Genomic DNA, 24,513 nt, shown 5'->3' on the forward strand with positions numbered 1-24,513 from the left:
TAGTTGAAAAATTATTTGTTGAAATATAAATATTATTTAGAATTAATATAAATTGATAATTAAGATATATCTAAGGTTTTGAGAATAGTTGATAAATCGTATTTTTGCTCAAGTTTTAAAAAAAGTGTATTGGTAATTTTTTTAATCACAAGAAAAAACCATACCAAAATTTAGTCGATAATCATTTATAATATGAAAAAAGTGGGTAACCATAGTTCGATTTCCAGAATTTATTCATTTGGATTAGCCTTGATGCTAACTATCTCCTTGTCTTCATTTGCTCAAGAACCTGCTGCTCCGGCTGCAATGGCTACATCAGCTGCTGCTCCTGCTGCAACTGCTCCTACCGCAACTGCTGGAGGAGATGCTGTGAAAGGAAAAGAATTATTTAATGCAAATTGTGCTGCATGTCATAATTTAGACAGAAAAATGACTGGGCCAGCACTTAGAGGTGTAGCTGCAAAATATGATATGCCTTGGTTGTACAAATGGATAAATAATAGTTCAGCATTAATCAAATCTGGTGATGCTAAAGCTGTAAAGATTTATGAAGAGTATAACAAGTCTGTAATGACTGCGTTTCCTCAATTGTCAACTGCTGATGTTGATAATATCATAGCCTACACATCTGAGCCAAAAGCTGAGCCAGTAGTAAGTGCTGCTCCTCCGGGAACAAGTACTTCGGTTAACGAAGGTATTTCTAATAATGTTATCCTTGGTGCTTTGGCATTAGTAATGTTAATGTTAGTTGTAATGTTGTTTTTAGTTAACAATGTTCTTACTAAAATTGCAAAATCTAATGGAATTGAGGCTTTAGATAAGCAGCCAACAATGCCAATATGGAAAGCATTTGCTAAAAATCAGTTTTTAGTATTGGTTTCTTCAATATTTTTATTGTTAGCTAGTGGTTATTTTGTTTATGGTTTCTTGATGCAAGTTGGTGTTGACCAAGATTATGCTCCAGTTCAGCCAATTCATTATTCTCACAGAATTCACGCAGGAAGTAATGGTATTGATTGTAAATACTGTCACTCATCTGCAAGAGTTAGTAAAAATGCGGGTATACCATCTTTGAATGTTTGTATGAATTGTCATAAAAATATTGCTGAAGTTTCTGATACTACTGCTACTGAGGATTACTCAAAAGCTTTCTATGATAAAGAAATTCAAAAATTATACAAAGCTGTAGGTTGGGATCAAAGTACTCAAAAATATACTGGTAAAACTGAGCCAGTGAAATGGGTGAGAATTCATAATTTACCTGATTTTGCATATTTCAATCACTCTCAACACGTAACTGTGGCAGGTATTGAATGTCAAAAATGTCATGGTGAAGTTCAAACTTACGAAATACAAAAACAATTTGCTCCTTTAACTATGGGATGGTGTATTGATTGTCACCGTAAAACTGATGTTAAAATGGAAGGAAATGCTTACTACGATAAAATTCATAAAGAACTTTCTAAAAAATATGGTGTAGACAAATTGACTGCAGCGCAAATGGGAGGTTTAGAATGTGGTAAGTGTCACTATTAATCAAATTATTAAGAAGCTAATATTTATATACGATGTCATCTAACAAAAAATACTGGAAAAGTGTTGAGGAACTAAACGAAAATAGTTCTATTGTTGAGACGCTTAGAAATAATGAGTTTGTAGAACAAATCCCAACGGATGAATTCTTATCAAACGAATCATTATCATCTTCATCAACTACTCGTCGTGATTTCTTAAAGTACGTTGGTTTTACAACTGCAGCTGCTTCGTTAGCCGCATGTGAAGGACCAGTTCATAAATCAATTCCATACGTGGTTCAACCAGATACAATCATTCCTGGTGTTGCTGATTTTTATGCAACATCTATGTTTGATGGTTTTGATTTTGCAAATCTTTTAGTAAAGACAAGAGAAGGTCGTCCAATTAAAATTGAGAATAATACAATTGAAGGAGCTAAGTTTGCAGCCAATGCAAGAGTTCATGCTTCAGTATTATCTTTATATGATAGTATGCGTCTTACTTCGCCAAAAGTTGATTCTAAGTCGGCAACATGGAATGAAGTTGATGCAAAAGTTAAAGCTAGTTTAGCTGATGCAAAAGCATCTGGTAAGCAAGTTGTTTTATTGACAAACACTTTAGCGAGTCCTTCTACAGAAAAATTAATTTCAGACTTTATCTCAAAAAATCCTACTGCTAAACATGTAGTTTATGATGCTGTTTCTGAATCGGCTGCTTTAGATGCTTTCGAATCTGTTTATGGAGAAAGAGCTTTAGTAGATTATGATTTTTCAAAAGCAAATACAATTGTTTCTATTGATGCTGATTTCTTAGGTGATTGGCAAGGTGGAGGTTTTGATAAAGGATATGCACAAGGAAGAATTCCTCAAGCAGGAAAAATGTCAAAACATTTTCAATTTGAAGCAAACATGACATTGTCTGGAGCTGCTGCTGATAAAAGAGTTCCAATGACTATTGCTAATCAAAAATTAGCCTTAGTAAAAATATATAACATTATAACTGGTGCTTCTGTTTCAACTGGAAAAATTGAAAATGAAGCTGAAATTGTAAAAGCTGCTAGTCAATTAAAAGATGCAGGAAGCAAAGGTCTATTGGTTTCTGGTATACAGGATAAAAATGCTCAGTTATTGGTTATTGCTATTAATCAAGTTTTAAAAAGCGAAGCTTTATTAACTGCTAGTGCAAGATTAATCAGAAAAGGATCTAACGAAAAAGTAGCTCAATTAATTTCAGATATGAATGCAGGTTTGGTTCATACTCTTATCATGAGTGGTGTTAACCCTGTTTACACTTTAGCAAATAGCAAATCTTTTGTTAGTGGTTTGAAAAAAGTAAAAACATCTGTTGCTTTTTCTCTTAAAGAAGACGAAACTGCAGAGCTTACTACAATTGCAGCTGCAACGCCACATTATTTAGAATCTTGGAACGATTTAATGTTGACGAAAGGGACATATTCTTTAGTACAGCCAACTATTCGTCCATTATTCAATACAAAACAATTCCAAGAATCATTAATGTCTTGGAATGGAGTAGCTGGAAATTACTACGATTATATAAAAGCAAATTCTGCGAGTTTTATTTCAGGTTCATCTTGGAATAAAGTACTTCATGATGGTGTTTTTGTTTCAGGAGTTAGCACTTTAGCTGGTGGTACTGCTGATTATAACGGAGCTGCATCAGCTTTATCTCAATCTAAACCTGTACAAGGTTTTGAGTTGGTATTATATACTAAAGTTGGTTTAGGTGATGGTCAACAAGCAAATAACCCATGGTTACAAGAATTCCCAGATCCTATTACAAGAGTTTCATGGGATAATTATGTTACTGTTTCTCAATTTGATGCTAATAAATTAAAATTAGAAAACAAAATTGTTGCTAATGGAGGACTTAACGGAAGTTATGCTACTCTAACTGTTAATGGAGTAAAATTAGAAAATGTACCTGTAATTGTTCAACCAGGACAAGCTAAAGGGACATTAGGTTTAGCTCTTGGATATGGTAAAAAAGCAGCATTGAAAGAAGAAATGCAAGTAGGTGTTAATGCTTACGCTTTATATAATAATTTTAACAACGTTCAATCTGCAACTATTACTAAAGGTGATGGTGAGCATGAGTTTGCTTGTGTTCAATCACAAAAAACTTTAATGGGTAGAGGAGATATTGTTAGAGAAACTACACTTGAAATTTTCAGAACAGCTAAAGATAGCAGAGAATGGAACCCAGTTCCTATGGTATCTCTAGATCATAAAGAAGTAGAAGCTACTAAAGTTGATTTATGGGAATCATTTGATCGTTCTACCGGTCACCATTTCAATTTGTCAATTGACTTGAATGCTTGTACTGGATGTGGTGCTTGTGTTATAGCTTGTCACGCTGAAAATAACGTGCCAGTTGTTGGTAAGTCTGAGGTAAGAAGAAGTCGCGATATGCATTGGTTGCGTATTGATAGATACTATTCTTCTGAAGACACTTTTGCTGGTGACAACAAGAAAAAAGAAGAATTTGACGGATTGTTTGGTGATAAAGGTTCATTAGGTGGATTTGGTCAAATGGAAAGTCCTGCGGATAATCCTCAAGTGGCATTCCAACCAGTTATGTGTCAGCACTGTAATCACGCTCCTTGTGAAACTGTTTGTCCAGTTGCTGCAACTTCTCATGGTCGTCAAGGTCAAAATCAAATGGCATATAACAGATGTGTTGGTACTCGTTACTGTGCTAACAACTGTCCATATAAAGTACGTCGTTTCAACTGGTTCTTATACAATAATAACAGCGAATTTGATTTCCATATGAATGATGATTTAGGTCGTATGGTTGTTAATCCAGATGTAAATGTTCGTTCTCGTGGAGTAATGGAAAAATGTTCTATGTGTATTCAAATGACACAAAAAACTATTCTTGATGCAAAACGTGAAGGAAGAGAAATAAAAGATGGTGAATTCCAAACTGCTTGTTCAAATGCATGTTCTTCAGGAGCAATGATATTTGGAGACGTAAATGATAAAGAATCTAAAGTAGCTGAGTTACTTGAAGATAAAAGAATGTATCATTTGTTAGAGCATGTTGGAACTAAGCCAAACGTTATCTACCACGTAAAAGTTAGAAATACCTAGTTTAAAAAAGATTAATTAAGAAACAAGATAAAGGATTATGTCGTCTCACTACGAAGCACCCATTAGAAAACCATTAGTTATTGGTGATAAAAGTTATCACGATGTGACTGTCGATGTTGCTGCTCCTGTTGAAGGAAGAGCTAACAAACAATGGTGGACCGTTTTTTCAATCGCATTAGCAGCTTTCCTTTGGGGAATAGGTTGTATCACATATACCATTTCAACTGGTATCGGAACTTGGGGTCTTAATAAGACTGTAGGTTGGGCTTGGGATATTACCAATTTCGTTTGGTGGGTTGGTATCGGTCACGCAGGAACACTTATTTCTGCAGTACTCTTACTTTTCCGTCAAAGATGGAGAATGGCTATTAACCGTTCTGCGGAAGCAATGACAATTTTCTCAGTTGTTCAAGCAGGATTATTCCCAATCATCCACATGGGTAGACCATGGTTAGCTTACTGGGTTGTTCCAATTCCTAATCAATTTGGTTCTCTTTGGGTTAACTTTAACTCACCTCTTCTTTGGGACGTATTCGCAATTTCGACGTACCTTTCAGTATCATTAGTTTTCTGGTGGACTGGTTTACTTCCTGATTTTGCAATGTTAAGAGACAGGGCAGTTACTCCTTTCAACAAAAAGATATACTCTATATTAAGTTTTGGATGGAGCGGTAGAGCAAAAGATTGGCAACGTTTTGAAGAAGTTTCTTTGGTATTAGCTGGTTTAGCTACACCTTTGGTTCTTTCTGTACACACGATTGTATCATTTGACTTTGCTACTTCGGTAGTACCTGGTTGGCATACAACTATCTTCCCACCTTACTTCGTTGCTGGTGCGGTATTCTCTGGATTTGCAATGGTTAATACCTTATTAATCATCATGAGAAAGGTTTCTAACTTAGAAGCATACATAACAATTCAACATATCGAATTGATGAACATTGTAATCATGATTACTGGTTCTATCGTTGGTGTTGCCTATATCACAGAGTTATTCGTGGCTTGGTATTCAGGTGTTGAGTATGAACAATATGCTTTCTTAAACAGAGCAACTGGTCCTTACTGGTGGGCATATTGGTCAATGATGACATGTAATGTATTCTCTCCACAGTTTATGTGGTCTAAAAAATTGAGAACTAGTATTATGTTCTCTTTCATAATCTCAATTGTTGTAAATATTGGAATGTGGTTTGAACGTTTCGTAATTATCGTTACTTCATTACACAGAGATTATCTTCCATCATCTTGGACTATGTTCTCTCCAACATTTGTTGATATTGGTATCTTCATTGGAACTATAGGATTCTTCTTTGTTTTATTCTTATTGTATGCTAGAACTTTCCCAGTTATTGCTCAAGCGGAGGTTAAAACAATCTTGAAATCTTCAGGTGAGAATTATAAGAGAGAAAGAGAAAAAGAAGGTCATAATCATTCAGAAAAACATTAGTATTTGTTATGAGTAATAAAGTTATACACGCAATATACAATGATGATGATATTTTAATGGATGCTGTAAAGCAAACAAGAAAAGCGCATCATCATATTGAAGAAGTTTTTACTCCATTCCCTGTTCACGGATTGGATAAAGCGATGGGATTGGCACCAACCAGACTTGCAATATGCGCATTTATTTATGGTTGTATAGGCATCAGTGTTGCAACAACAATGATGAATTACATTATGATACAAGATTGGCCTCAAGATATTGGAGGAAAGCCAAGTATGAGCTACATACAAAATATGCCAGCTTTTGTGCCGGTAATGTTTGAAATGACAGTTTTCTTTGCAGCTCACTTAATGGTAATTACTTTTTACATGAGAAGTAAATTGTGGCCGTTTAAAAAAGCAGAAAATCCTGATGTGAGAACAACAGATGATCACTTCTTAATGGAAGTAGCTGTAAATAATAATGAAGAAGAATTAACTTCATTCTTAAAAAGTACAGGTGCAGTTGAAGTTAAAGTAATTGATAAGCACTAAACAGACATGAAAAGTATAATTAAAATAACGTTAGTATTAGGAGTAATAGCAACTCTTTCTTCATGCAAAGACAATGCTTCACCTAATTATCAGTATATGCCAAACATGTACGAATCAGTTGCATATGAAACATATTCTGAATCAAATGCTTTTAATTCGGCTAATGGGTTAAAAGGTCAAGAAGGGCAACTACCTGCTAAAGGTTCTATTAAAAGAGGTTATGTTCCTTACGAATATGCTGATACACCAGAATCTTATGCTGCAGTAAAAGCTGCAAACTTAGCTTCGCCTTTAGATCCTGCAAAAATTGATATGAAAAAAGCAGAAGAGTTATATGTGATTTATTGTGCAATTTGTCATGGTAACACTGGAGATGGTAAAGGTAAATTAGTTACGCAAGGTAAGTTTCTTGGTGTGCCAAGTTATGCAGATAGAGTAATTAATGAAGGAAGTATTAATCACGTAATTAATTATGGTTTAAATTCAATGGGTTCGTATGCTACTCAATTAAATCAAGAAGAACGTTGGATGGTTTCAGCTTATGTAATGAAGCTTAAAAGTGAATTATAATTGTAGAACAAACAGATTGTTAAAGATATGTACACATTTTCAAAAGGTTTAAAAAACACAGCGCTTGTTCTAATGATTTTAGGATTAGTTGGTATAGTGTATGGTTTTTTATCTACTCCAAAGACTATAGAAGAAGTTGAAAAAATTGTTGCCGAGAGTCATCATGGTAATCATAGCGCTAATGCTGATGCTCACAATACACATGAAGTTGTAACGACTTATCATGAAAAAGAAGAAGTAAAAACTGAAGAATCTAAAGCAGACACAACTTCTGTAGTTGATAAAATAGATTCAACAAAAACTGAAGTTGCTCCTCTAGTAAAAGAAGATCAAGATCACCATGACAATCATGCTGCTATAAATCATTCTGATTCTAAAGTTGATGCAGATAAAGAACACAAAGAACATCTAGAACATGTGTTGCATCAGTTGCAGAACAAACCATGGTCTGCGTTATATGTTGCTTGTATTTTCTTCATGTTAATTTCATTAGGTGTTTTAGCGTTTTATGCTATACAACAAGTTGCACAAGCAGGTTGGTCTCCAGTATTGTTTAGAGTTATGCAAGGTATTACTGCATATTTGCCTGTTGGATCTTTGATATTTTTTGGTTTGCTAGTATTATCTGCATTGCACTTAAATCATTTATTCGTTTGGATGGAAGATGGTGTTACAGAAGTTGGTCATGCTAATTATGATAAATTAATTGCTGGAAAATCAGGTTATTTAAATGTAACGTTTTGGTTAGTTAGAGCAGCAGTTTTCTTGATTGGTTGGAATTTATATCGTTATATGTCAAGAAAAAATTGTTTGGCACAAGATGAATCAAATGATAATTCTTTCTATAAAAAGAATTTCAAACTTTCTGCAGGATTTTTAGTTTTCTTTATCGTTACTGAATCTATCATGTCTTGGGATTGGTTGATGTCTTTTGATCCTCATTGGTTTAGTACACTTTTTGGATGGTATGTATTTGCGAGTTTCTTTGTAAGTGGTATAACAACAATTTCAATGGTTACTCTATATTTAAAATCTAAAGGTTATTTAGAAAATGTAAATTCAAGCCATATTCACGATTTATCTAAATTCATGTTTGGTATAAGTGTTTTTTGGACTTACTTATGGTTTTCTCAATTTATGCTTATTTGGTATGCAAATATTCCAGAAGAGGTTACTTATTTTATAACTAGAATTGAGCACTATAATTTACCATTCTTTGGTGCAGTTGTTATGAATTTCGTTTTCCCATTATTAGTTTTAATTAATACTGACTTCAAACGTATAGCACCAATTATAGTAGGAGCAGGTGTTATTATTTTATTAGGACATTATATTGATTTCTTTAACATGGTTATGCCAGCAACTGTTGGTGACCAATGGTTCATTGGTGTGTCTGAAATCGCTTCTGTATTATTCTTTTTAGGATTGTTTATTTTTGTTGTATTTACAGCTTTATCTAAAGTTCCACTTACTCCAAAACGTAACCCTTTCATTGAAGAAAGTAAACATTTTCATTATTAATATTTAAAGAAAAGAACAAATGACAAGTTTATTAGTACTTCTTGTTTTAGTTTTATTATCGGTTGCCCTTTGGCAGTTGACTAAAATTTTTGACCTAACGCAAGTTGGTAAGCAATCTGATGATAACCAGATAGCTAATGACAACGACAATAATGTTAATGGGTATTTATCTTTTGCCTTTTTAGCTTTTATTTATATAATTACAATATATTGTTTTGCTAATTATGGAAAATTTCCATTAATGAGTAATGCCGCTTCTGAACATGGGAAAGATGTAGATCAATTAATGTGGATTTCAATGATTCTAATATTTATTGTTCAAACTATCACGCAAGGATTATTGTTTTATTTTTCATATAAATACAGAGGAAGAAAAGGTCAAGTTGCTACTTATTTTTCTGACAACAATAAATTAGAGTTTATTTGGAGTTCAATTCCTGCTTTAGTATTAGCTGTTTTAATTTTCTTTGGATTATATTCTTGGACAGATATCATGTTTGTAAATGAAAAAGAAGAAAAGCCAATTGTAATTGAAGTGTATGCTCAGCAATTTAATTGGAAAGTTAGATATGCTGGGGATGATAATGTATTAGGAAAAGCTAATGTAAGACTTATTGAAGGTGTAAATTCATTGGGAGTAGATTTATCTGATCCAAATGCACAAGATGATATTGTTGCTGAAGAAATGCATTTACCAAAAGGTAAAAAAGTAATTTTCAAGATTCGTTCTCAAGATGTATTGCACTCTTTCTATATGCCACACTTTAGAGCTCAAATGAATTGTGTTCCTGGAATGGTAACTCAGTTTGCTTTTACTCCTTCTATGACTACTTCAGAGATGAGAGAGACAAAAGATATGACAGAGAAAGTAGCAAATATTAATCAAATTAGAGAAGCTAAAAGTAAAAAGCTGGTTGCTGAAGGCAAACCTGGTTTAGATCCTTATCAATTTGATTTCTTACTTTTATGTAATAAGATTTGCGGTTCTTCTCACTACAACATGCAAATGAAAGTAGTTGTAGAAAGTGAAGCAGATTATAAAAAATGGTTGAAAGAGAAAACTAAATTAGTGCAGTCTGTTAAAACAGCTGTTGCTGAAGAAGCCGCTGCTAAACTTGCTGAATCTAATCCAGCTAAAATTGATACTACTTCTGTAAAAAAAGATACTACTCTAGTAGCAGAAGCCCCAACTAAATAATAAAAATATAATATATTTTATAATATGAGTCACGCACACGATAATCACGCACACGATCACCACGATGATCATCATGAACACCACCATAAAGATACTTTTATTACTAAATATATCTTTAGTATAGACCATAAGATGATTGCTAAGCAATATCTTTTGACTGGTATATTTATGGGTATCATTGGTGTTGGAATGTCATTGCTTTTTAGATTGCAATTGGCTTGGCCAGAACAATCTTTCAAAGTTTTTAGTTTTTTCTTAGGTGAAAGAATGGCTCCAGAAGGAGTTATGACTAATGAAGCATATTTATCATTAATTACGATACACGGAACTATAATGGTTTTCTTTGTATTGACCGCTGCTCTTAGTGGTACTTTTAGTAATCTATTAATTCCTTTGCAACTTGGTGCTAGAGATATGGCTTCAGGATTCCTTAATATGGTTTCTTATTGGTTATTCTTTCTATCAAGTGTTATAATGGTAGTATCATTATTTGTAGAATCTGGACCTGCTTCTGCCGGTTGGACAATTTATCCTCCATTAAGTGCTTTGCCACAAGCAATTGCTGGTTCTGGTCTAGGTATGACATTATGGTTGGTTTCAATGGCTGTATTTATTGCGGCATCATTGATGGGTTCTTTGAATTATATTGTAACTGTTATCAATTTGAGAACTAAAGGAATGACAATGACTAGAATGCCACTTACTATTTGGGCTTTCTTCATTACTGCCGTTATTGGTGTTATTTCTTTCCCAGTGTTATTGTCAGCTGCTTTGTTATTGATTATGGATAGAAGTTTTGGTACTTCTTTCTTCTTGTCGGATATCTATTTAGCAGGTGAAGTATTAAATTATCAAGGTGGTTCACCTGTATTATTTGAACACTTATTCTGGTTCCTAGGTCACCCAGAGGTATATATCATCTTGTTACCGGCTTTAGGGATTACCTCTGAAGTTATCGCAACAAATGCTCGTAAACCTATCTTTGGTTACAGAGCAATGATTATGTCTATTCTTGCAATTGCATTTTTATCAACAATTGTTTGGGGACATCACATGTTTATATCTGGTATGAATCCTTTCTTAGGGTCTGTATTTACTTTTACAACATTATTGATTGCTATTCCATCTGCAGTGAAAGCATTCAACTATATTACTACTTTATGGAAAGGTAATTTGCAACTTAATCCAGCTATGTTGTTTTCTATTGGTTTAGTTTCTACATTCATTACTGGTGGATTAACAGGAATTATTTTAGGTGATAGTACTCTAGATATTAATGTTCATGATACATATTTTGTTGTTGCTCACTTTCACTTAGTAATGGGTATTTCTGCTCTTTACGGAATGTTTGCTGGTATCTATCATTGGTATCCAAAAATGTTCGGAAGAATGTTAAATAAGAATTTAGGATATGTTCACTTTTGGGTAACTGCAATATGTGCCTATGGAGTTTTCTTCCCAATGCACTTTATTGGTATGGCAGGTCTTCCAAGACGTTATTATACAAATACCAACTTCCCATTGTTTGATGATTTACAAGACGTAAATGTTATCATTACTGTATTTGCTTTAGTAGGTGGTGCATTCCAATTAGTATTTATTTATAATTTCTTTTCTAGTATTTTCTACGGAAAAAGAACAGTTCAAAATCCTTGGAGATCAAATACTTTAGAATGGACAGCTCCAATTGAGCATATTCATGGTAACTGGCCTGGAGAAATTCCAGAAGTTCATAGATGGCCATACGATTACAGCAAACCAGGTCACGATGAAGATTTTGTACCACAAAATGTTCCTATGAAACCAGGTGAAGAAGTTTTACATCACTAAGATATTTAAAATAAAAATTTAAAAAAGCCTTTCTTATGAGAGGCTTTTTTATTTAGATATAACTTTGTTATATATTTGTAGTATGAATGAAAATTTAGACCCAACTAACTTCAATTATAATCCGGAAGAGCTAGACCTTGAAAAGAAATTAAGGCCTCTATCTTTTGATGACTTTACTGGACAAGAACAAGTTTTAGATAATTTAAAAGTCTTTGTTGAAGCAGCAAATCAAAGGAATGAAGCTTTAGACCATACTTTGTTTCATGGTCCACCTGGATTAGGTAAAACGACTTTAGCTAATATTTTAGCTAATGAACTAGGTGTTGGAATTAAAATTACTTCAGGTCCAGTTTTAGATAAACCCGGTGATTTAGCCGGATTATTAACAAATCTTGAAGATAGAGACGTTTTGTTTATTGATGAAATACATCGTCTAAGTCCTGTAGTTGAAGAATACTTGTATTCTGCTATGGAAGATTTCAAGATTGATATTATGATTGAGTCTGGACCAAATGCTAGAACTGTTCAGATTAATTTAAATCCATTTACATTAGTTGGAGCAACTACTAGATCAGGTTTGTTAACTGCGCCAATGCGTGCTCGTTTTGGAATTCAAAGTAGATTACAATATTATAATACAGAACTATTAACTACTATAGTCCAACGAAGTTCTGCCATTTTAAAAATGCCTATAACAATGGAAGCCGCAATAGAAATTGCAGGAAGAAGTCGAGGTACGCCAAGGATTGCAAATGCACTTTTAAGACGTGTTCGTGACTTTGCTCAAATTAAAGGCAATGGTAAGATTGATATAGAAATTGCTCGATATTCTCTGCAAGCACTACATGTAGATGCACATGGCTTGGATGAAATGGACAATAAAATCCTTACTACAATTATTGATAAATTTAAAGGAGGTCCAGTTGGTCTTTCTACACTTGCAACAGCTGTCTCAGAAAGTGGTGAAACCATAGAAGAAGTTTATGAACCTTTCTTAATTCAAGAAGGTTTCATTATTAGAACTCCAAGAGGAAGAGAAGTTACCGAAAAAGCCTATAAACATTTAGGTAAAATCAAAACAAATATTCAAGGAGGATTATTTTAATTTGATAAATAATAAAGAAAAATATTCAAAATTAATTAAAGCCGAATCCAAAAGACTCGGCTTTCTTTCTTGTGGTATTTCTAAAGCAGAATTCTTAGAAGAAGAAGCTCCAAGATTAGAAAGTTGGTTGAATAAAAATCATCACGGTCAAATGGCATATATGGAAAATCATTTTGACAAAAGACTAAATCCAAAACTTCTAGTTGATGATTGCAAAAGCGTTATTTCGTTACTATTAAATTATTTTCCTTCAGAAGAGCAAAATAGTTATAGTTATAAAATTTCTAAATATGCTTACGGACAAGATTATCACTTTGTAATCAAAGAAAAGCTAAAGGAACTATTAAATACAATTCAATCTAAAATTGGAGATGTTTCTGGTAGAGCTTTTGTTGATTCTGCTCCTGTTTTAGATAAAGCTTGGGCTGCAAAAAGCGGTTTAGGTTGGATAGGAAAAAACAGTAACCTAATTACTCAAAAAGTAGGTTCATTTTATTTTATTGCCGAACTAATTATAGATTTAGAATTAGAATATGATTATGCAACAACAGACCACTGCGGAACATGTACTGCATGTCTAGATGCTTGTCCAACCGATGCCATTGTTGCTCCTTATGTAGTTGACGGAAGTAAATGTATTTCTTATTTCACAATTGAATTAAAAGACAATTTACCAATTGAAATGAAAGGTAAGTTTGACGATTGGGCATTTGGTTGCGATGTTTGTCAAGACGTTTGCCCATGGAATCGTTTTTCAAAACCTCATAATGAACCATTATTTAATCCAAATCCTGAACTTTTATCTTTTTCTAAAAGAGATTGGGATGAAATTACAAATGACACTTTCAATAAAGTTTTTAAAAACTCTGCAGTTAAAAGAACAAAATTTGAAGGTTTTAAGAGAAACATCAATTTCCTAAAGTAGATTCTCTTTCTATAATTGATGTTTGTAATTCTATAGTCTTAGGTTTAAATTCTAGTAATTCTTTTCTCTGATTAATTTCTTCCAATAATAAATTAAAAGAATTTACACCCATCTCATAACTTGGTTGATCAATAGTGCTTAGTTTAGGTGTGATAACTTGAGACATAAACCAGTTACTAAATCCAATTACTTTTATCTGATTAGGGACATTTATATTATTTTCATTGAAATAAGCTATTACTCCAACAGCTACCAAATCTGTTATCACAAAAATACCATCAACATCAGGATGATCTTTAATAATTTGAGCTGCAAATTCTTTTCCCTCGTCAAAAGTTACATTTTTACATGTATAAACTAATTTTGAATCAAAATTTAAGTTATTTTTCTCAATAGCTTTTTTATATCCAAGAAATCGGTCAATTGAATTTTGTGGGTTTACTGGTCCGCGAATATGAGCAATTTTTTTACAACCTTTACTTATTAAGTGTTCTACAGCTTCAAATGCAGCTTTTTGGTCATTTATAATTACTTTAGAACAATTGATAAGCTTGGAAATTTTATCAAACATTACAAACGGAATTTCACGTCTTATAATATCTTTTATATGTTCATCATCATTAGATTCATTAGAAAGTGACATTATTATTCCATCAACTCTTTTGTTAATTAATAAATCAACTTGCTTCTTTTCTAATTCTAAAGATTCATTAGATTGGAGGATAATAACTAAATAACCATTCTTCTCGGCTTCAGCAATAATGCCATTAATAACATTTGAAAAAAAGTGATGAACTACTTCTGGAATAATTAAGCCAATGGTTCTAGATTCTCTAGTTCTAAGATTTACTGCAAAACTATTTGGGGTATATTGTAACGTTTGCGCAAGTTCTAAAACCTTTTTTTTGGTTTTTGCACTTACATCAGGATAGTTTTTTAAAGCTTTTGAAACAGTAGTTATAGAAATTCCTAAAGTTTCAGCTATTTGTTTTAAAGTTGTCTCTTTCATTTAACAAATATGATAAAAAAAATCTAATATAAAAATCGAAAACGTTTTCGGAGTTTTCGAAAACGTTTTCGATAATAATTCTCTAATATATTAATAACAAAAAATATAATTTCGGAATTATTATTAACTAAATTTACTAATCAAACAATTATTAAAAATGAAAAAAAGTACTTTATTTTTGAAGAACTTACTATTCTTAACAGCATTATTGTTGTTTAATAGTGCTTTCTCACAAAGTAGCTTGAGCGGAAAAGTAACAGATGACAAAGGAAATGTTGTTTCTGGCGCTAATGTGTCTGTTGCGAAAAAAGCTACAACTACTGATGCTGATGGTAATTATGCTATTTCAGGACTTTCTGATGGAGCTACAACTGTTACCGTTTCTTACATTGGTATGAAAACTTCTAAAAAAGAAGTTGTAATTAGCGGAGCTACTACTGCTAATGTTCAACTTGAGCAAGAAGCTACTTCTCTTGAAGAAGTTGTTGTAACAGGTGTAATCAATCCGCGTTCTAAGCTGCAATCAAGTGTTTCTGTCAGTTCTGTGTCAGTGGCACAAATTGAGCAAGGAGCTCCAAGAGCAACAGCAGAATTATTTAGAATGCTTCCTGGTATAAAATCAGAATCAACAGGTGGTGAAGGTAATGCTAACATAACTGTTCGTGGTATTCCAATCGCATCTGGTGGAGCAAAATTTTTACAATTACATGAAGATGGAATGCCAGTAATGCAATTTGGAGATGTTGCTTTTGGTAATGCTGATATTTTTGTAAGAAATGACCAAACTATCAGTAGAGTTGAAGCTATCCGTGGAGGTTCTGCTTCTACATTAGCAAGTAATTCACCTGCTGGAATTATCAACTTTATCAGTAAAGATGGTAAAAAAGAAGGTGGTTCTTTAATGCAATCAATAGGTGTAGATTACGGAAACAACAGAACAGATTTTGAATATGGTTCACCAATTTCAGAAACATTGCGTTTTCACGTAGGTGGATTTTTCCGTCAAGGAGAAGGACCTAGAAATGCTGGTTATACTGCAAATTTAGGAGGTCAATTCAAAGCTAATATGACTAAAGAATTTGAAAAAGGATATGTACGTCTTTATTTCAAATATTTAAATGATAGATCAATTGGTTACTTACCAATGCCAGTAAAAGTTTCAGGTACTAATGCAAATCCAAATTGGAGTTCATTATCAAACTTTGATATTTTACATGATACTCCTCATAGCCCTTACTTTTTAGATAACCTAACTGTTGGTGCTGATGGAGAAAGAAGAAGAAGTAATTTAGCAGACGGAATGCGTCCTGTGGCAACTTCTTTCGGTGGAGAAATGAAATTTGATTTAGGTAATGATTGGAAAGTTGAAGAACGTTTCAGACAAAACTATCACAATGGTAGATTTGTTTCTCCATTTCCTGCAGAAGTTGCTACTGCTGCTTCATTTGCAACAGGATTCGGAGTTCCAAATTTAACATACGCTAACGGACCATTAGCTGGTCAAAACTTTGCTAGTAATGGATTAGTAATGAGAATTCATACGTTTGATACTGAAATAAACAATTTCAACAACTTTACAAATGATATGAAATTGACAAAAAAATTCGGAAACTTTGATTTGACTTTAGGATATTACAAAGCATTCCAAAATATCAATATGTCATGGTTGTGGAATTCTTATTTACTTGAAGTTAAAGGAGAAAATGCAGCATTATTGAATGCAGGACCTAATTCTGTAAACGGATTGTATGCATATGGTGTGCCAGCTTGGGGTAACTGTTGTACAAGAAATTATGATGCAAATTATGATGTTACAGCACCTTACGTTGCAGGTCAGTTAAAAGTTAATGAAAAGTTTAACGTAGATGTGAGTTTACGTTTTGATTCAGGAAAAGCAAGAGGATCTTATGCAGGTGCAACTCAAGCTCTAAATTTAGACGTTAACAATAACGGAACAATTGAAGGTCCAGAAGCAAGTGTTTCTGTAGTTGATAATGCTAATAGAAAACCAATTAACTATGATTATGATTATGTATCTTACTCATTTGGTGGAAACTATTTATTAACCGATAATCAATCTGTTTTTGGAAGATACAGTCGTGGTGGTAGAGCTAATGCTGATCGTTTATTATTCGGTCCAAATGTATTAAATGATGGATCTGCAGTTCCTGGTTTAAGTGCTGATATGGTTAATCAAGCAGAATTAGGTTTCAAAAGAAAAGGTCAAAATTCATCAATTTATGCTACAGCTTTCTATGCTAATGTATCTGAACAAAACTGGGACTTTGGTGGTTCTGGTGGAGGAATTAGACAAATTCAAAGAAAATATAATTCTTATGGTTTAGAATTAGAAGGAAACTATAAAGTTAAAAATTTCTCAGTAAATGGAAGTGTAACTTATACAAAAGCTGAAATTGCAGATGATGTTGTAACACCAGCTTTAAACGGAAACAAACCTCGTCGTCAAGCAGATTTTATTTATAACATTGTTCCTGTTTTCAAATTTGGTTCAAGCAAGCAACATAATTTTGGATTCTCTGTAATAGGAACTACAAAATCATATGCTCAAGATGATAACAAACTAGTTATGCCAGGTTATGCTTATGTTAATCCTTTTATCAATATTGAATTAACTAAAGGACTTTCAGCTTCTTTAAATGTAAATAACGTATTTGATACAATCGGTATTACTGAAGTAGAAGAAGGAAGTATTAATGAAAATACAGATAACATTGTTAGAGCTAGATCAATTAATGGAAGAACAACTTCATTAACTATTGCATATAGATTCTAATAAAAAAGTTCATGTTTAATTTTGATAATTCCTATATCAGTCAGAAGCTGATATGGGAATTATTTTTAAAACACTAAACTATTTAAAAACATTAAAAATGAAAAAAATACTACTTTTACTTTTCTTTTTTACGGCTTTTATTCCCTCACAATTGCACGCACAAGAAACATCAAAAAAAGCGATTATCGTATACGGAAGTGATGATTGTCATCATTGTATTGATACAAAAGCTTACCTAAAAAAAAACAATATTGAATTCGTTTTTTTTGATATTGACAAAAATGCTGTTGCACTAAAAGAAATGCTCGCCAAATTAAAAAATGCTGGAATTAGTACTTCCAATTTAGGAATACCAGTAATTGATAAGCAAGGTGTAATTTTTACAAATAATGGTGTTTTCGAAGAGTTTTTAAAAAAACTAAATTAAAAGATGTCTAACAAACCTTCATTAAGCTTTTGGCAAATTATAAACATGAATGTTGGATTTTTCGGAATCCAATACAGTTTTGGTTTGCAACAAAGTGCCGTAAATCCTATATACGATTTTCTTGGTGCAAGTCCAGATGAATTGCCTTTACTTAATCTTGCAGGACCACTTACAGGTTTACTGATTCAACCTATTATTGGCGCTTTGAGTGATAAAACCTGGTTGCCAAAATTTGGTGGAAGAAGAAAACCATACTTTTTTATTGGTGCATTGGTTTGTAGTATTGCTTTATTTTTATTCCCATTTAGTAGTTCTTTATGGATGGCCGCAGGTTTATTATGGATTTTAGATGCAGGAAACAACACTGCAATGGAACCATATCGAGCTTTTATTGCTGATAAACTCGACGAATCACAACAACCAATGGGTTTTCAAGCGCAAAGTTTTTTTACTGGTTTTGGACAAACATTAGCTAATGTGTCTTTATTTATTTTTCCATTAATTTTTATTGGCACAACTGGAAAATTGCCTACTTGGGTATTTGCTTCATTCTTTTTAGGAGCAGTTTGTTCTATTGCATCCGTTTGGTGGAGTTCACATACAACTAAAGAAATCCCTCCAACTGAGGAAGAATTACAAAAAATCAAAGCTGAAAAAATCAATCTTTTAACACCATTTATTGACATTTTTTCAGCCGTAAAGGATATGCCAAAAGTGATGTGGCAATTAGCTTTAGTTTATTTATTTCAATGGTATGCCTTGTTCTGTTATTGGCAAAACTCATCTAAAAGTATTGCGCTATCAGTTTGGAATACTTCTCCAGAAAAGGATATGAAATTATATGGCGAAGCTGTAAGTTGGACAGGATTAGTAAATGGTTGGTACAATATTGTTACTTTTTTAGTAGCATTTTTGTTAGTTGGTTTTGCGAAAAAATATTCTGCAAAATATGTCCATTTCACCTGTTTGATTCTTGCGGCTATCGGATTTTTATTGTTTCCACATATTGAAAATAAATATTTATTATTTCCAGCAATAACTGGTTTCGGAATTGGTTGGGCAAGTATGATGGGAATTCCTTATTTGATGGTTGTTGCCAATATTCCAAAGGAGCGATATGGTGTTTATATGGGAATTATAAATATGATGATTGTAATTCCAATGTTTATTCAAACGTTGACTTTTGGTTATGTTTTAAAGAATTTTTTAAATAATGATCCAAGACAAGCTATAACTTTTGCAGGAATTTTATTAGTAATTAGTGCCATTTGTACTCTTTTTATTAAAGTAAAAAACAGTAATCAAAATACTTAATTTGAAAAATATAGCATACAATAAAGCCATTGAGTTATTGCATAAAGTCGCTACTCCAAGTGGTTTCTTAGCAAGTGCTGAAAAAACAACTAATTATCAGAGAGTTTGGGCTCGTGATGGTGTTATTTGTGGTTTAGCAGCTTTGGCATCTGGTGATGAAATGCTAATTGAAACATTTAAAAAAACATTAGAAACATTAGCAAACAATCAACATAGTAACGGAACGATTCCCTCAAATGTATTAATTGATGGTAGTTTTAAAGAAGTAAGTTATGGTGGATTAGCTGGAAGAGTAGATGCCGTTACTTGGTTTGTAATTGGAGTATGTCAATATGCTAAGCAAACAGATAATGCCGAGTTTGTTATAAAATATAAATCTCATATCGAAAAATGTTTGTCATTATTAGAAGCATGGGAATTTAACAATAAGCATCTTATATATGTGCCTTTATCAGGTAATTGGGCTGATGAATACATTACCGATGGATATGTACTGTACGATCAATTACTCCGAATTTGGGCTTTAAAAAGTTACAATTATTTTCAAAAAGAAGAGATAATTTCAAATAAAATAGACAAAATTATTGAGCAAGTAGAAATAAACTTTATACCAAAATCAACAGGAGAAAAATACCATCAAAGAGCTTATGATGAGATGAATTTTCAAGATTTCATGCCGTGTTCTTTTTCTCCTTCTGGATATAAAACACAATTTGATGCTTTTGCAAATTCATTAATTTTATTGCTAAATATTGGTTCAGCAGAATTTCAAAAAAAGATTATTGATTTTTCAAATTCGTTAGCGTCAGAAACTAATTTAGGTTTGATTCCAGCTTTTTGGCCTCCAGTTTTTCCAAATGATGAACATTGGAATTTATTAAAGAACAATTGCAAATATGAATTTAGAAATTATCCATATGAATTTCACAACGGCGGAAGTTGGCCAATGGTCAATGGCTTTTTTGGATTAGCATTACATTCAAAAGATAAAAATGCTGAGGCAGAAATTATTTTAGAAAGAATAAACCATGCAAATGCAAAAAGCGAGTTTTCGTTTTATGAAAATTTCAATACCACAACTCAAGAGCCAAATGGTGTCGCCTTTTGTGCTTGGAGCGCAGCAGCTAGTATTCTAGTTCATCAATCATTATATAATAATTTTAAAATATTTTTTTAATTGAAATCTATAGATATCATAAGTATAGGCGAAGTTTTAATCGATTTTATTGGTCATGAGGTGAACACTTCAATCAATAGAACCAAAGATTATCATCGTTTTTTAGGAGGTTCTCCTACAAACGTTGCAGTTAATGCCTCTCGTTTAGGATTGAATGCAGTATTAGTTGCATCATGCGGACAAGATGGTTTAGGAGATTATGTTGTTAGAAAGTTAAAATCTAATAATGTAAACACATCGCAAATTAGAAAGTCAGAATCGGCTCCAACATCTGTAATTTTTGTTTCAAAATCAACCGAAACACCAGATTTTATTCCCTACAGACAAGCTGATTGCGAAATTTTTGAAACTCAACTGCCAGATGAGATCATTGCAGATGCTAAAATTTTTCACACAACTTGCTTTGCTTTAAGTAAAAATCCTGCTAGACAAACAATTTTAAATAGAGCAAAAAAAGCTAAAGAGTTAGGATTAAAATTAAGTATTGATATTAATTTTTCTGAGAGAATTTGGCCAAATAGAGAAGAGGCAAAACAGGTTTTAAAGGAATATCTAGCAAATGATCCATTGGTAAAATTAAGTGAGGATGATTGTTACCGATTATTTTCAGAAGTAAAAACTGAGGACTATATATTCGAATATTTTCATAATCTAGGAGCTACAACCATCTGTTTAACTAAAGGGAAAAATGGAGTAGTTGTCTCTGATTTAAATCAAGGTTTGTTTTTTCAAGAAGCTATTCATATAGATGAAATAAAGGATACAACAGGTGCTGGAGATGCTTTTTGGACCGGTTTTTTATATGCTCAAATTGAAGGTAAAAACCTTAATGAGAGTATAACAATTGCACAAAAATTAGCAACCATAAAGCTCCAAAATGTTGGACGATTGCCAGACAATATTAATATAAAAAGCATAATAGAATAATAAAGTTAGTTTGAGTTTTGTTTAATGTAAAGCTGTGGTTTTAAATCACAGCTTTTTCTATTTATAATAATTTGAAATTTATTTAAAAGAAAAGCTATAATTGTTTCCATTTTCCATTCAGACTTTTACCTTTGTAGGTCAGAATAAAAAGAAAAGAAAATGCACAAAGACAATAAACGTAGAGAAGCACTTTTATATCACGCCAAACCTACTCCAGGTAAAATTAAGGTTGTTCCAACAAAAAAATATGCGACACAAAGAGATTTATCTTTAGCTTATTCTCCTGGTGTTGCAGAACCATGTTTAGAGATTGCTAAAGACGTTAATAACGTTTATAAATATACTTCGAAAGGGAATTTAGTCGCTGTTATTTCCAACGGAACTGCTGTTTTAGGATTGGGAGACATCGGGCCAGAAGCGTCTAAACCTGTAATGGAAGGAAAAGCATTATTGTTTAAAATCTTCGCAGATATTGACGTGTTTGATATTGAAGTGGATACTAAAAATATAGAAGAATTTATTGCTACTGTAAAAAATATTGCTCCAACTTTTGGCGGAATTAATCTAGAAGATATCAAAGCACCAGAATCTTTCGAAATAGAAAGACGTTTGGTTGAGGAATTAAATATTCCTGTTATGCATGATGATCAACACGGAACCGCAATTATATCTTCTGCAGCATTATTAAACGCATTAGAATTAGCAGAAAAAGATATCGAAAAGGTTAAATTAGTTGTTTCTGGAGCTGGTTCAGCTGCATTAGCTTGTGCTAATTTGTATGTCCTTCTTGGAGTAAAATTAGAAAATATCATAATGTTTGACAGTCACGGAGTTTTATCTGATGACCGTGATGATTTGTCCGACCTACAAAGAAGATATTGCAGAGGAGAAAAAGGAATTGATTTAAAAGAAGCGCTTCAAAATGCCGATGTTTTTCTAGGACTTTCAGCAGGAAATATTCTAACTCCAGAAATGCTATTGGGAATGGCAAAAGATCCTATTGTTTTTGCGATGGCAAATCCAACTCCCGAAATTGATTACAACCTTGCAATAGATACTAGAAAAGATATAATTATGGCAACTGGTCGTTCAGACCATCCTAATCAGGTTAATAATGTTTTAGGTTTTCCTTATATTTTTAGAGGCGCGCTAGACGTTAGAGCAACTAAGATTAACGAAGCTATGAAAATGGCAGCAGTTAGAGCTTTAGCAGCATTAGCAAAAGAAATGGTTCCTGAGCAAGTGAATATTGCTTATGGTGAAACTAGATTAAATTTTGGTAGAGATTATATAATTCCAAAACCATTTGACCCAAGGTTGATTACTATGGTGGCTCCAGCTGTAGCAAAAGCCGCAATGGATAGTGGTGTAGCTTTAAATCCAATTACCGATTGGGAAAAATACGAAAGTGAATTGTTAGAACGAATGGGTTCTGATAATAAAATGGTTAGATTGCTTACCAACAGAGCTAAAACAGATCCAAAGAGAATTGTTTTTGCAGAAGCTGACCAACTGGATGTTTTAAAAGCAGCCCAAATTGTTTATGAAGAAGGTATCGGACATCCAATTTTATTGGGAAGAAAAGAAGATATTTTAGAACTGAAAGAGGAAATTGGTTTTGATGCCGATGTGCCAATTTTAGATCCTAAAACAAAAGAAGAGGATAAAAGAAGATTAGAATACGCCGAAATCTTTTGGAAAGAAAGAAGAAGAAAAGGAATATCACAGCTCGATGCTCAAAAGTGGATGCGTGAACGCAATTATTTTGCTGCAATGATGGTAAACCAAGGTGATGCCGATGCTATGGTCTCAGGATATTCAAGAAGTTATCCTTCCGTTGTAAAACCATTAATGCAATTAATTGGAAAAGCACCTGGAATATCCCTAATTGCTTCTACCAATATGATGATGACTAATCGTGGACCTATGTTCTTGTCAGATACTGCAATTAACCCAAATCCATCTGCTGATGATTTAGCTAAAATTGCTTTAATGACTGCAAAAACCGTTAGAATGTTTGGTATTGAACCTGTAATTGCTATGGTTTCGTTCTCAAATTTTGGTTCGTCAAACTATGAAAGTGCTAATAAAGTTAGAGAAGCAGTAGCTTATTTACATCACTATTACCCAGATTTAATTGTAGATGGTGAAATTCAAACTGATTTTGCATTAAATCCTGAAATGCTTCAAAAGAAATTCCCATTTTCTAAATTAGCCGGAAAAAAAGTAAATACTTTGATTTTTCCTAATTTGGAAGCAGCAAATATTACGTATAAACTTCTTAAAGAATTATACAAAGTTGATTCTATTGGACCAATTGTAATGGGAATGGATAAGCCAGTTCATATATTCCAATTGGGAGCAAGTGTTGAGGAAATGGTTAATATGGCAGCAGTTGCAGTTGTTGATGCACAAGAGAAAAATAAACGAATTAAGAATTTTGACGTAAAAAAATAGCAGAAAATCGGCATTAGTTATGCCAATTAAACTTTTTTGTTATATTTGGAAAGCATAATAAAAACTATGATAGCACATATTCAAGGTAAATTAGTTGAAAAAACACCAACAGAAGTTGTAATCGACTGCAATGGTGTAGGTTATCATATTAATATTTCACTGCATACTTATTCATTATTACCAAATGCCGATTTTGTAAAATTATTTACGCATTTGATGGTAAAGGAAGATTCCCATTCATTGTATGGATTTGTAGAAAAATCGGAGCGTGAAATATTTAAAATGTTACTTTCAGTTTCTGGTATTGGAGCAGGAATTGCAAGAACAATGCTTTCCTCATTAGAACCAAAACAAATTATTCAAGCATTAGCCAGCGGAGATGTTGCGACTATTCAGTCCATTAAAGGGATTGGAGGTAAAACAGCACAACGTGCAATCCTTGATTTGAAGGATAAAGTGTTAAAAATTTACGATTTAGACGAAGTTTCTATGTCACAAAGCAATACAAATCGAGATGAAGCGTTATCTGCTTTGGAGGTTTTAGGTTTTGTTAGAAAAGCTTCCGAAAAAATAGTAGATAAAGTGATAAGTCAAAATCCCGATGCTACCGTTGAAGTTATTATTAAACAAGCATTAAAAAATTTATAATTG

At 32.8% G+C, this 24,513-nt stretch carries 18 protein-coding genes; 17 read left to right on the forward strand and 1 reads right to left on the reverse strand.

The window, feature by feature from the left end; all coding sequences use genetic code 11:
• Positions 1–192: 192 nt before the first annotated feature.
• From ACIQ06_RS00765 to queG, 10 genes are all read left to right on the forward strand, one after another.
• Positions 193–1,536, forward strand: a complete 1,344-nt coding sequence (locus ACIQ06_RS00765) for a c-type cytochrome (protein ID WP_396143007.1) — start codon at positions 193–195, stop codon at positions 1,534–1,536.
• A 32-nt stretch (positions 1,537–1,568) separates the two neighbouring features.
• The gene (locus ACIQ06_RS00770) at positions 1,569–4,628 is read left to right on the forward strand and encodes a TAT-variant-translocated molybdopterin oxidoreductase (protein WP_396143010.1); all 3,060 of its coding nucleotides are present in this window, start codon (positions 1,569–1,571) and stop codon (positions 4,626–4,628) included.
• 37 nt (positions 4,629–4,665) lie between these two features.
• On the forward strand, positions 4,666–6,075 hold the full coding sequence (gene nrfD, locus ACIQ06_RS00775) for an NrfD/PsrC family molybdoenzyme membrane anchor subunit (protein WP_345095006.1): 1,410 nt from the start codon (positions 4,666–4,668) through the stop codon (positions 6,073–6,075).
• Positions 6,076–6,083: 8 nt separating this feature from the next.
• Positions 6,084–6,608: a DUF3341 domain-containing protein gene (locus tag ACIQ06_RS00780; RefSeq protein ID WP_396143013.1), complete on the forward strand. Its 525-nt coding sequence runs from the start codon at positions 6,084–6,086 to the stop codon at positions 6,606–6,608.
• Between the two features lie 6 nt (positions 6,609–6,614).
• Entirely contained in the window at positions 6,615–7,178 is a 564-nt protein-coding gene (locus tag ACIQ06_RS00785; RefSeq protein ID WP_396143016.1) for a c-type cytochrome, read from the forward strand.
• Between the two features lie 27 nt (positions 7,179–7,205).
• Positions 7,206–8,699: a quinol:cytochrome C oxidoreductase gene (locus tag ACIQ06_RS00790; protein ID WP_396143019.1), complete on the forward strand. Its 1,494-nt coding sequence runs from the start codon at positions 7,206–7,208 to the stop codon at positions 8,697–8,699.
• 19 nt (positions 8,700–8,718) lie between these two features.
• Positions 8,719–9,897 (forward strand): cytochrome c oxidase subunit II, encoded by a 1,179-nt coding sequence (locus ACIQ06_RS00795; protein WP_396143021.1) that lies wholly within the window; start codon positions 8,719–8,721, stop codon positions 9,895–9,897.
• A 24-nt stretch (positions 9,898–9,921) separates the two neighbouring features.
• A complete protein-coding gene (locus tag ACIQ06_RS00800; RefSeq protein WP_396143024.1) occupies positions 9,922–11,727 on the forward strand; it encodes a cbb3-type cytochrome c oxidase subunit I in 1,806 nt (601 codons plus the stop codon).
• A gap of 82 nt (positions 11,728–11,809) precedes the next feature.
• A complete protein-coding gene (gene ruvB / locus ACIQ06_RS00805) occupies positions 11,810–12,832 on the forward strand; it encodes a Holliday junction branch migration DNA helicase RuvB (RefSeq protein ID WP_396143026.1) in 1,023 nt (340 codons plus the stop codon).
• A gap of 1 nt (position 12,833) precedes the next feature.
• Complete coding sequence (queG, locus tag ACIQ06_RS00810) at positions 12,834–13,757, forward strand: tRNA epoxyqueuosine(34) reductase QueG (RefSeq protein WP_396143028.1); 924 nt, start codon at positions 12,834–12,836, stop codon at positions 13,755–13,757.
• On the opposite strand, the gene ACIQ06_RS00815 is transcribed toward queG, so the two are convergent.
• The gene (locus tag ACIQ06_RS00815; RefSeq protein WP_396143030.1) at positions 13,741–14,766 is read right to left on the reverse strand and encodes a LacI family DNA-binding transcriptional regulator; all 1,026 of its coding nucleotides are present in this window, start codon (positions 14,764–14,766) and stop codon (positions 13,741–13,743) included. The genes queG and ACIQ06_RS00815 overlap by 17 nt on opposite strands.
• A gap of 157 nt (positions 14,767–14,923) precedes the next feature.
• Between ACIQ06_RS00815 and ACIQ06_RS00820 the strand changes: the two genes are divergently transcribed.
• From ACIQ06_RS00820 to ruvA, 7 genes are all read left to right on the forward strand, one after another.
• Entirely contained in the window at positions 14,924–17,560 is a 2,637-nt protein-coding gene (locus ACIQ06_RS00820; RefSeq protein ID WP_396143032.1) for a TonB-dependent receptor, read from the forward strand.
• Positions 17,561–17,657: 97 nt separating this feature from the next.
• Entirely contained in the window at positions 17,658–17,987 is a 330-nt protein-coding gene (locus ACIQ06_RS00825) for a glutaredoxin family protein (protein ID WP_298307882.1), read from the forward strand.
• Between the two features lie 3 nt (positions 17,988–17,990).
• Entirely contained in the window at positions 17,991–19,301 is a 1,311-nt protein-coding gene (locus ACIQ06_RS00830) for an MFS transporter (RefSeq protein WP_298307885.1), read from the forward strand.
• Between the two features lies 1 nt (position 19,302).
• Positions 19,303–20,478 (forward strand): glycoside hydrolase 100 family protein, encoded by a 1,176-nt coding sequence (locus ACIQ06_RS00835; RefSeq protein ID WP_396143034.1) that lies wholly within the window; start codon positions 19,303–19,305, stop codon positions 20,476–20,478.
• A complete protein-coding gene (locus ACIQ06_RS00840; protein ID WP_396143036.1) occupies positions 20,479–21,405 on the forward strand; it encodes a carbohydrate kinase family protein in 927 nt (308 codons plus the stop codon).
• Positions 21,406–21,564: 159 nt separating this feature from the next.
• Positions 21,565–23,862: an NADP-dependent malic enzyme gene (locus ACIQ06_RS00845; protein WP_396143038.1), complete on the forward strand. Its 2,298-nt coding sequence runs from the start codon at positions 21,565–21,567 to the stop codon at positions 23,860–23,862.
• A 66-nt stretch (positions 23,863–23,928) separates the two neighbouring features.
• Positions 23,929–24,510 carry a Holliday junction branch migration protein RuvA gene (gene ruvA, locus ACIQ06_RS00850; protein ID WP_396143040.1) on the forward strand — a complete coding sequence of 194 codons (582 nt, stop codon included), beginning with the start codon at positions 23,929–23,931 and terminating at the stop codon, positions 24,508–24,510.
• Positions 24,511–24,513 lie beyond the last annotated feature (3 nt).

It is taken from the genome of Flavobacterium sp. (assembly GCF_044341265.1).
Taxonomy (GTDB): Bacteria; Bacteroidota; Bacteroidia; order Flavobacteriales; family Flavobacteriaceae; genus Flavobacterium.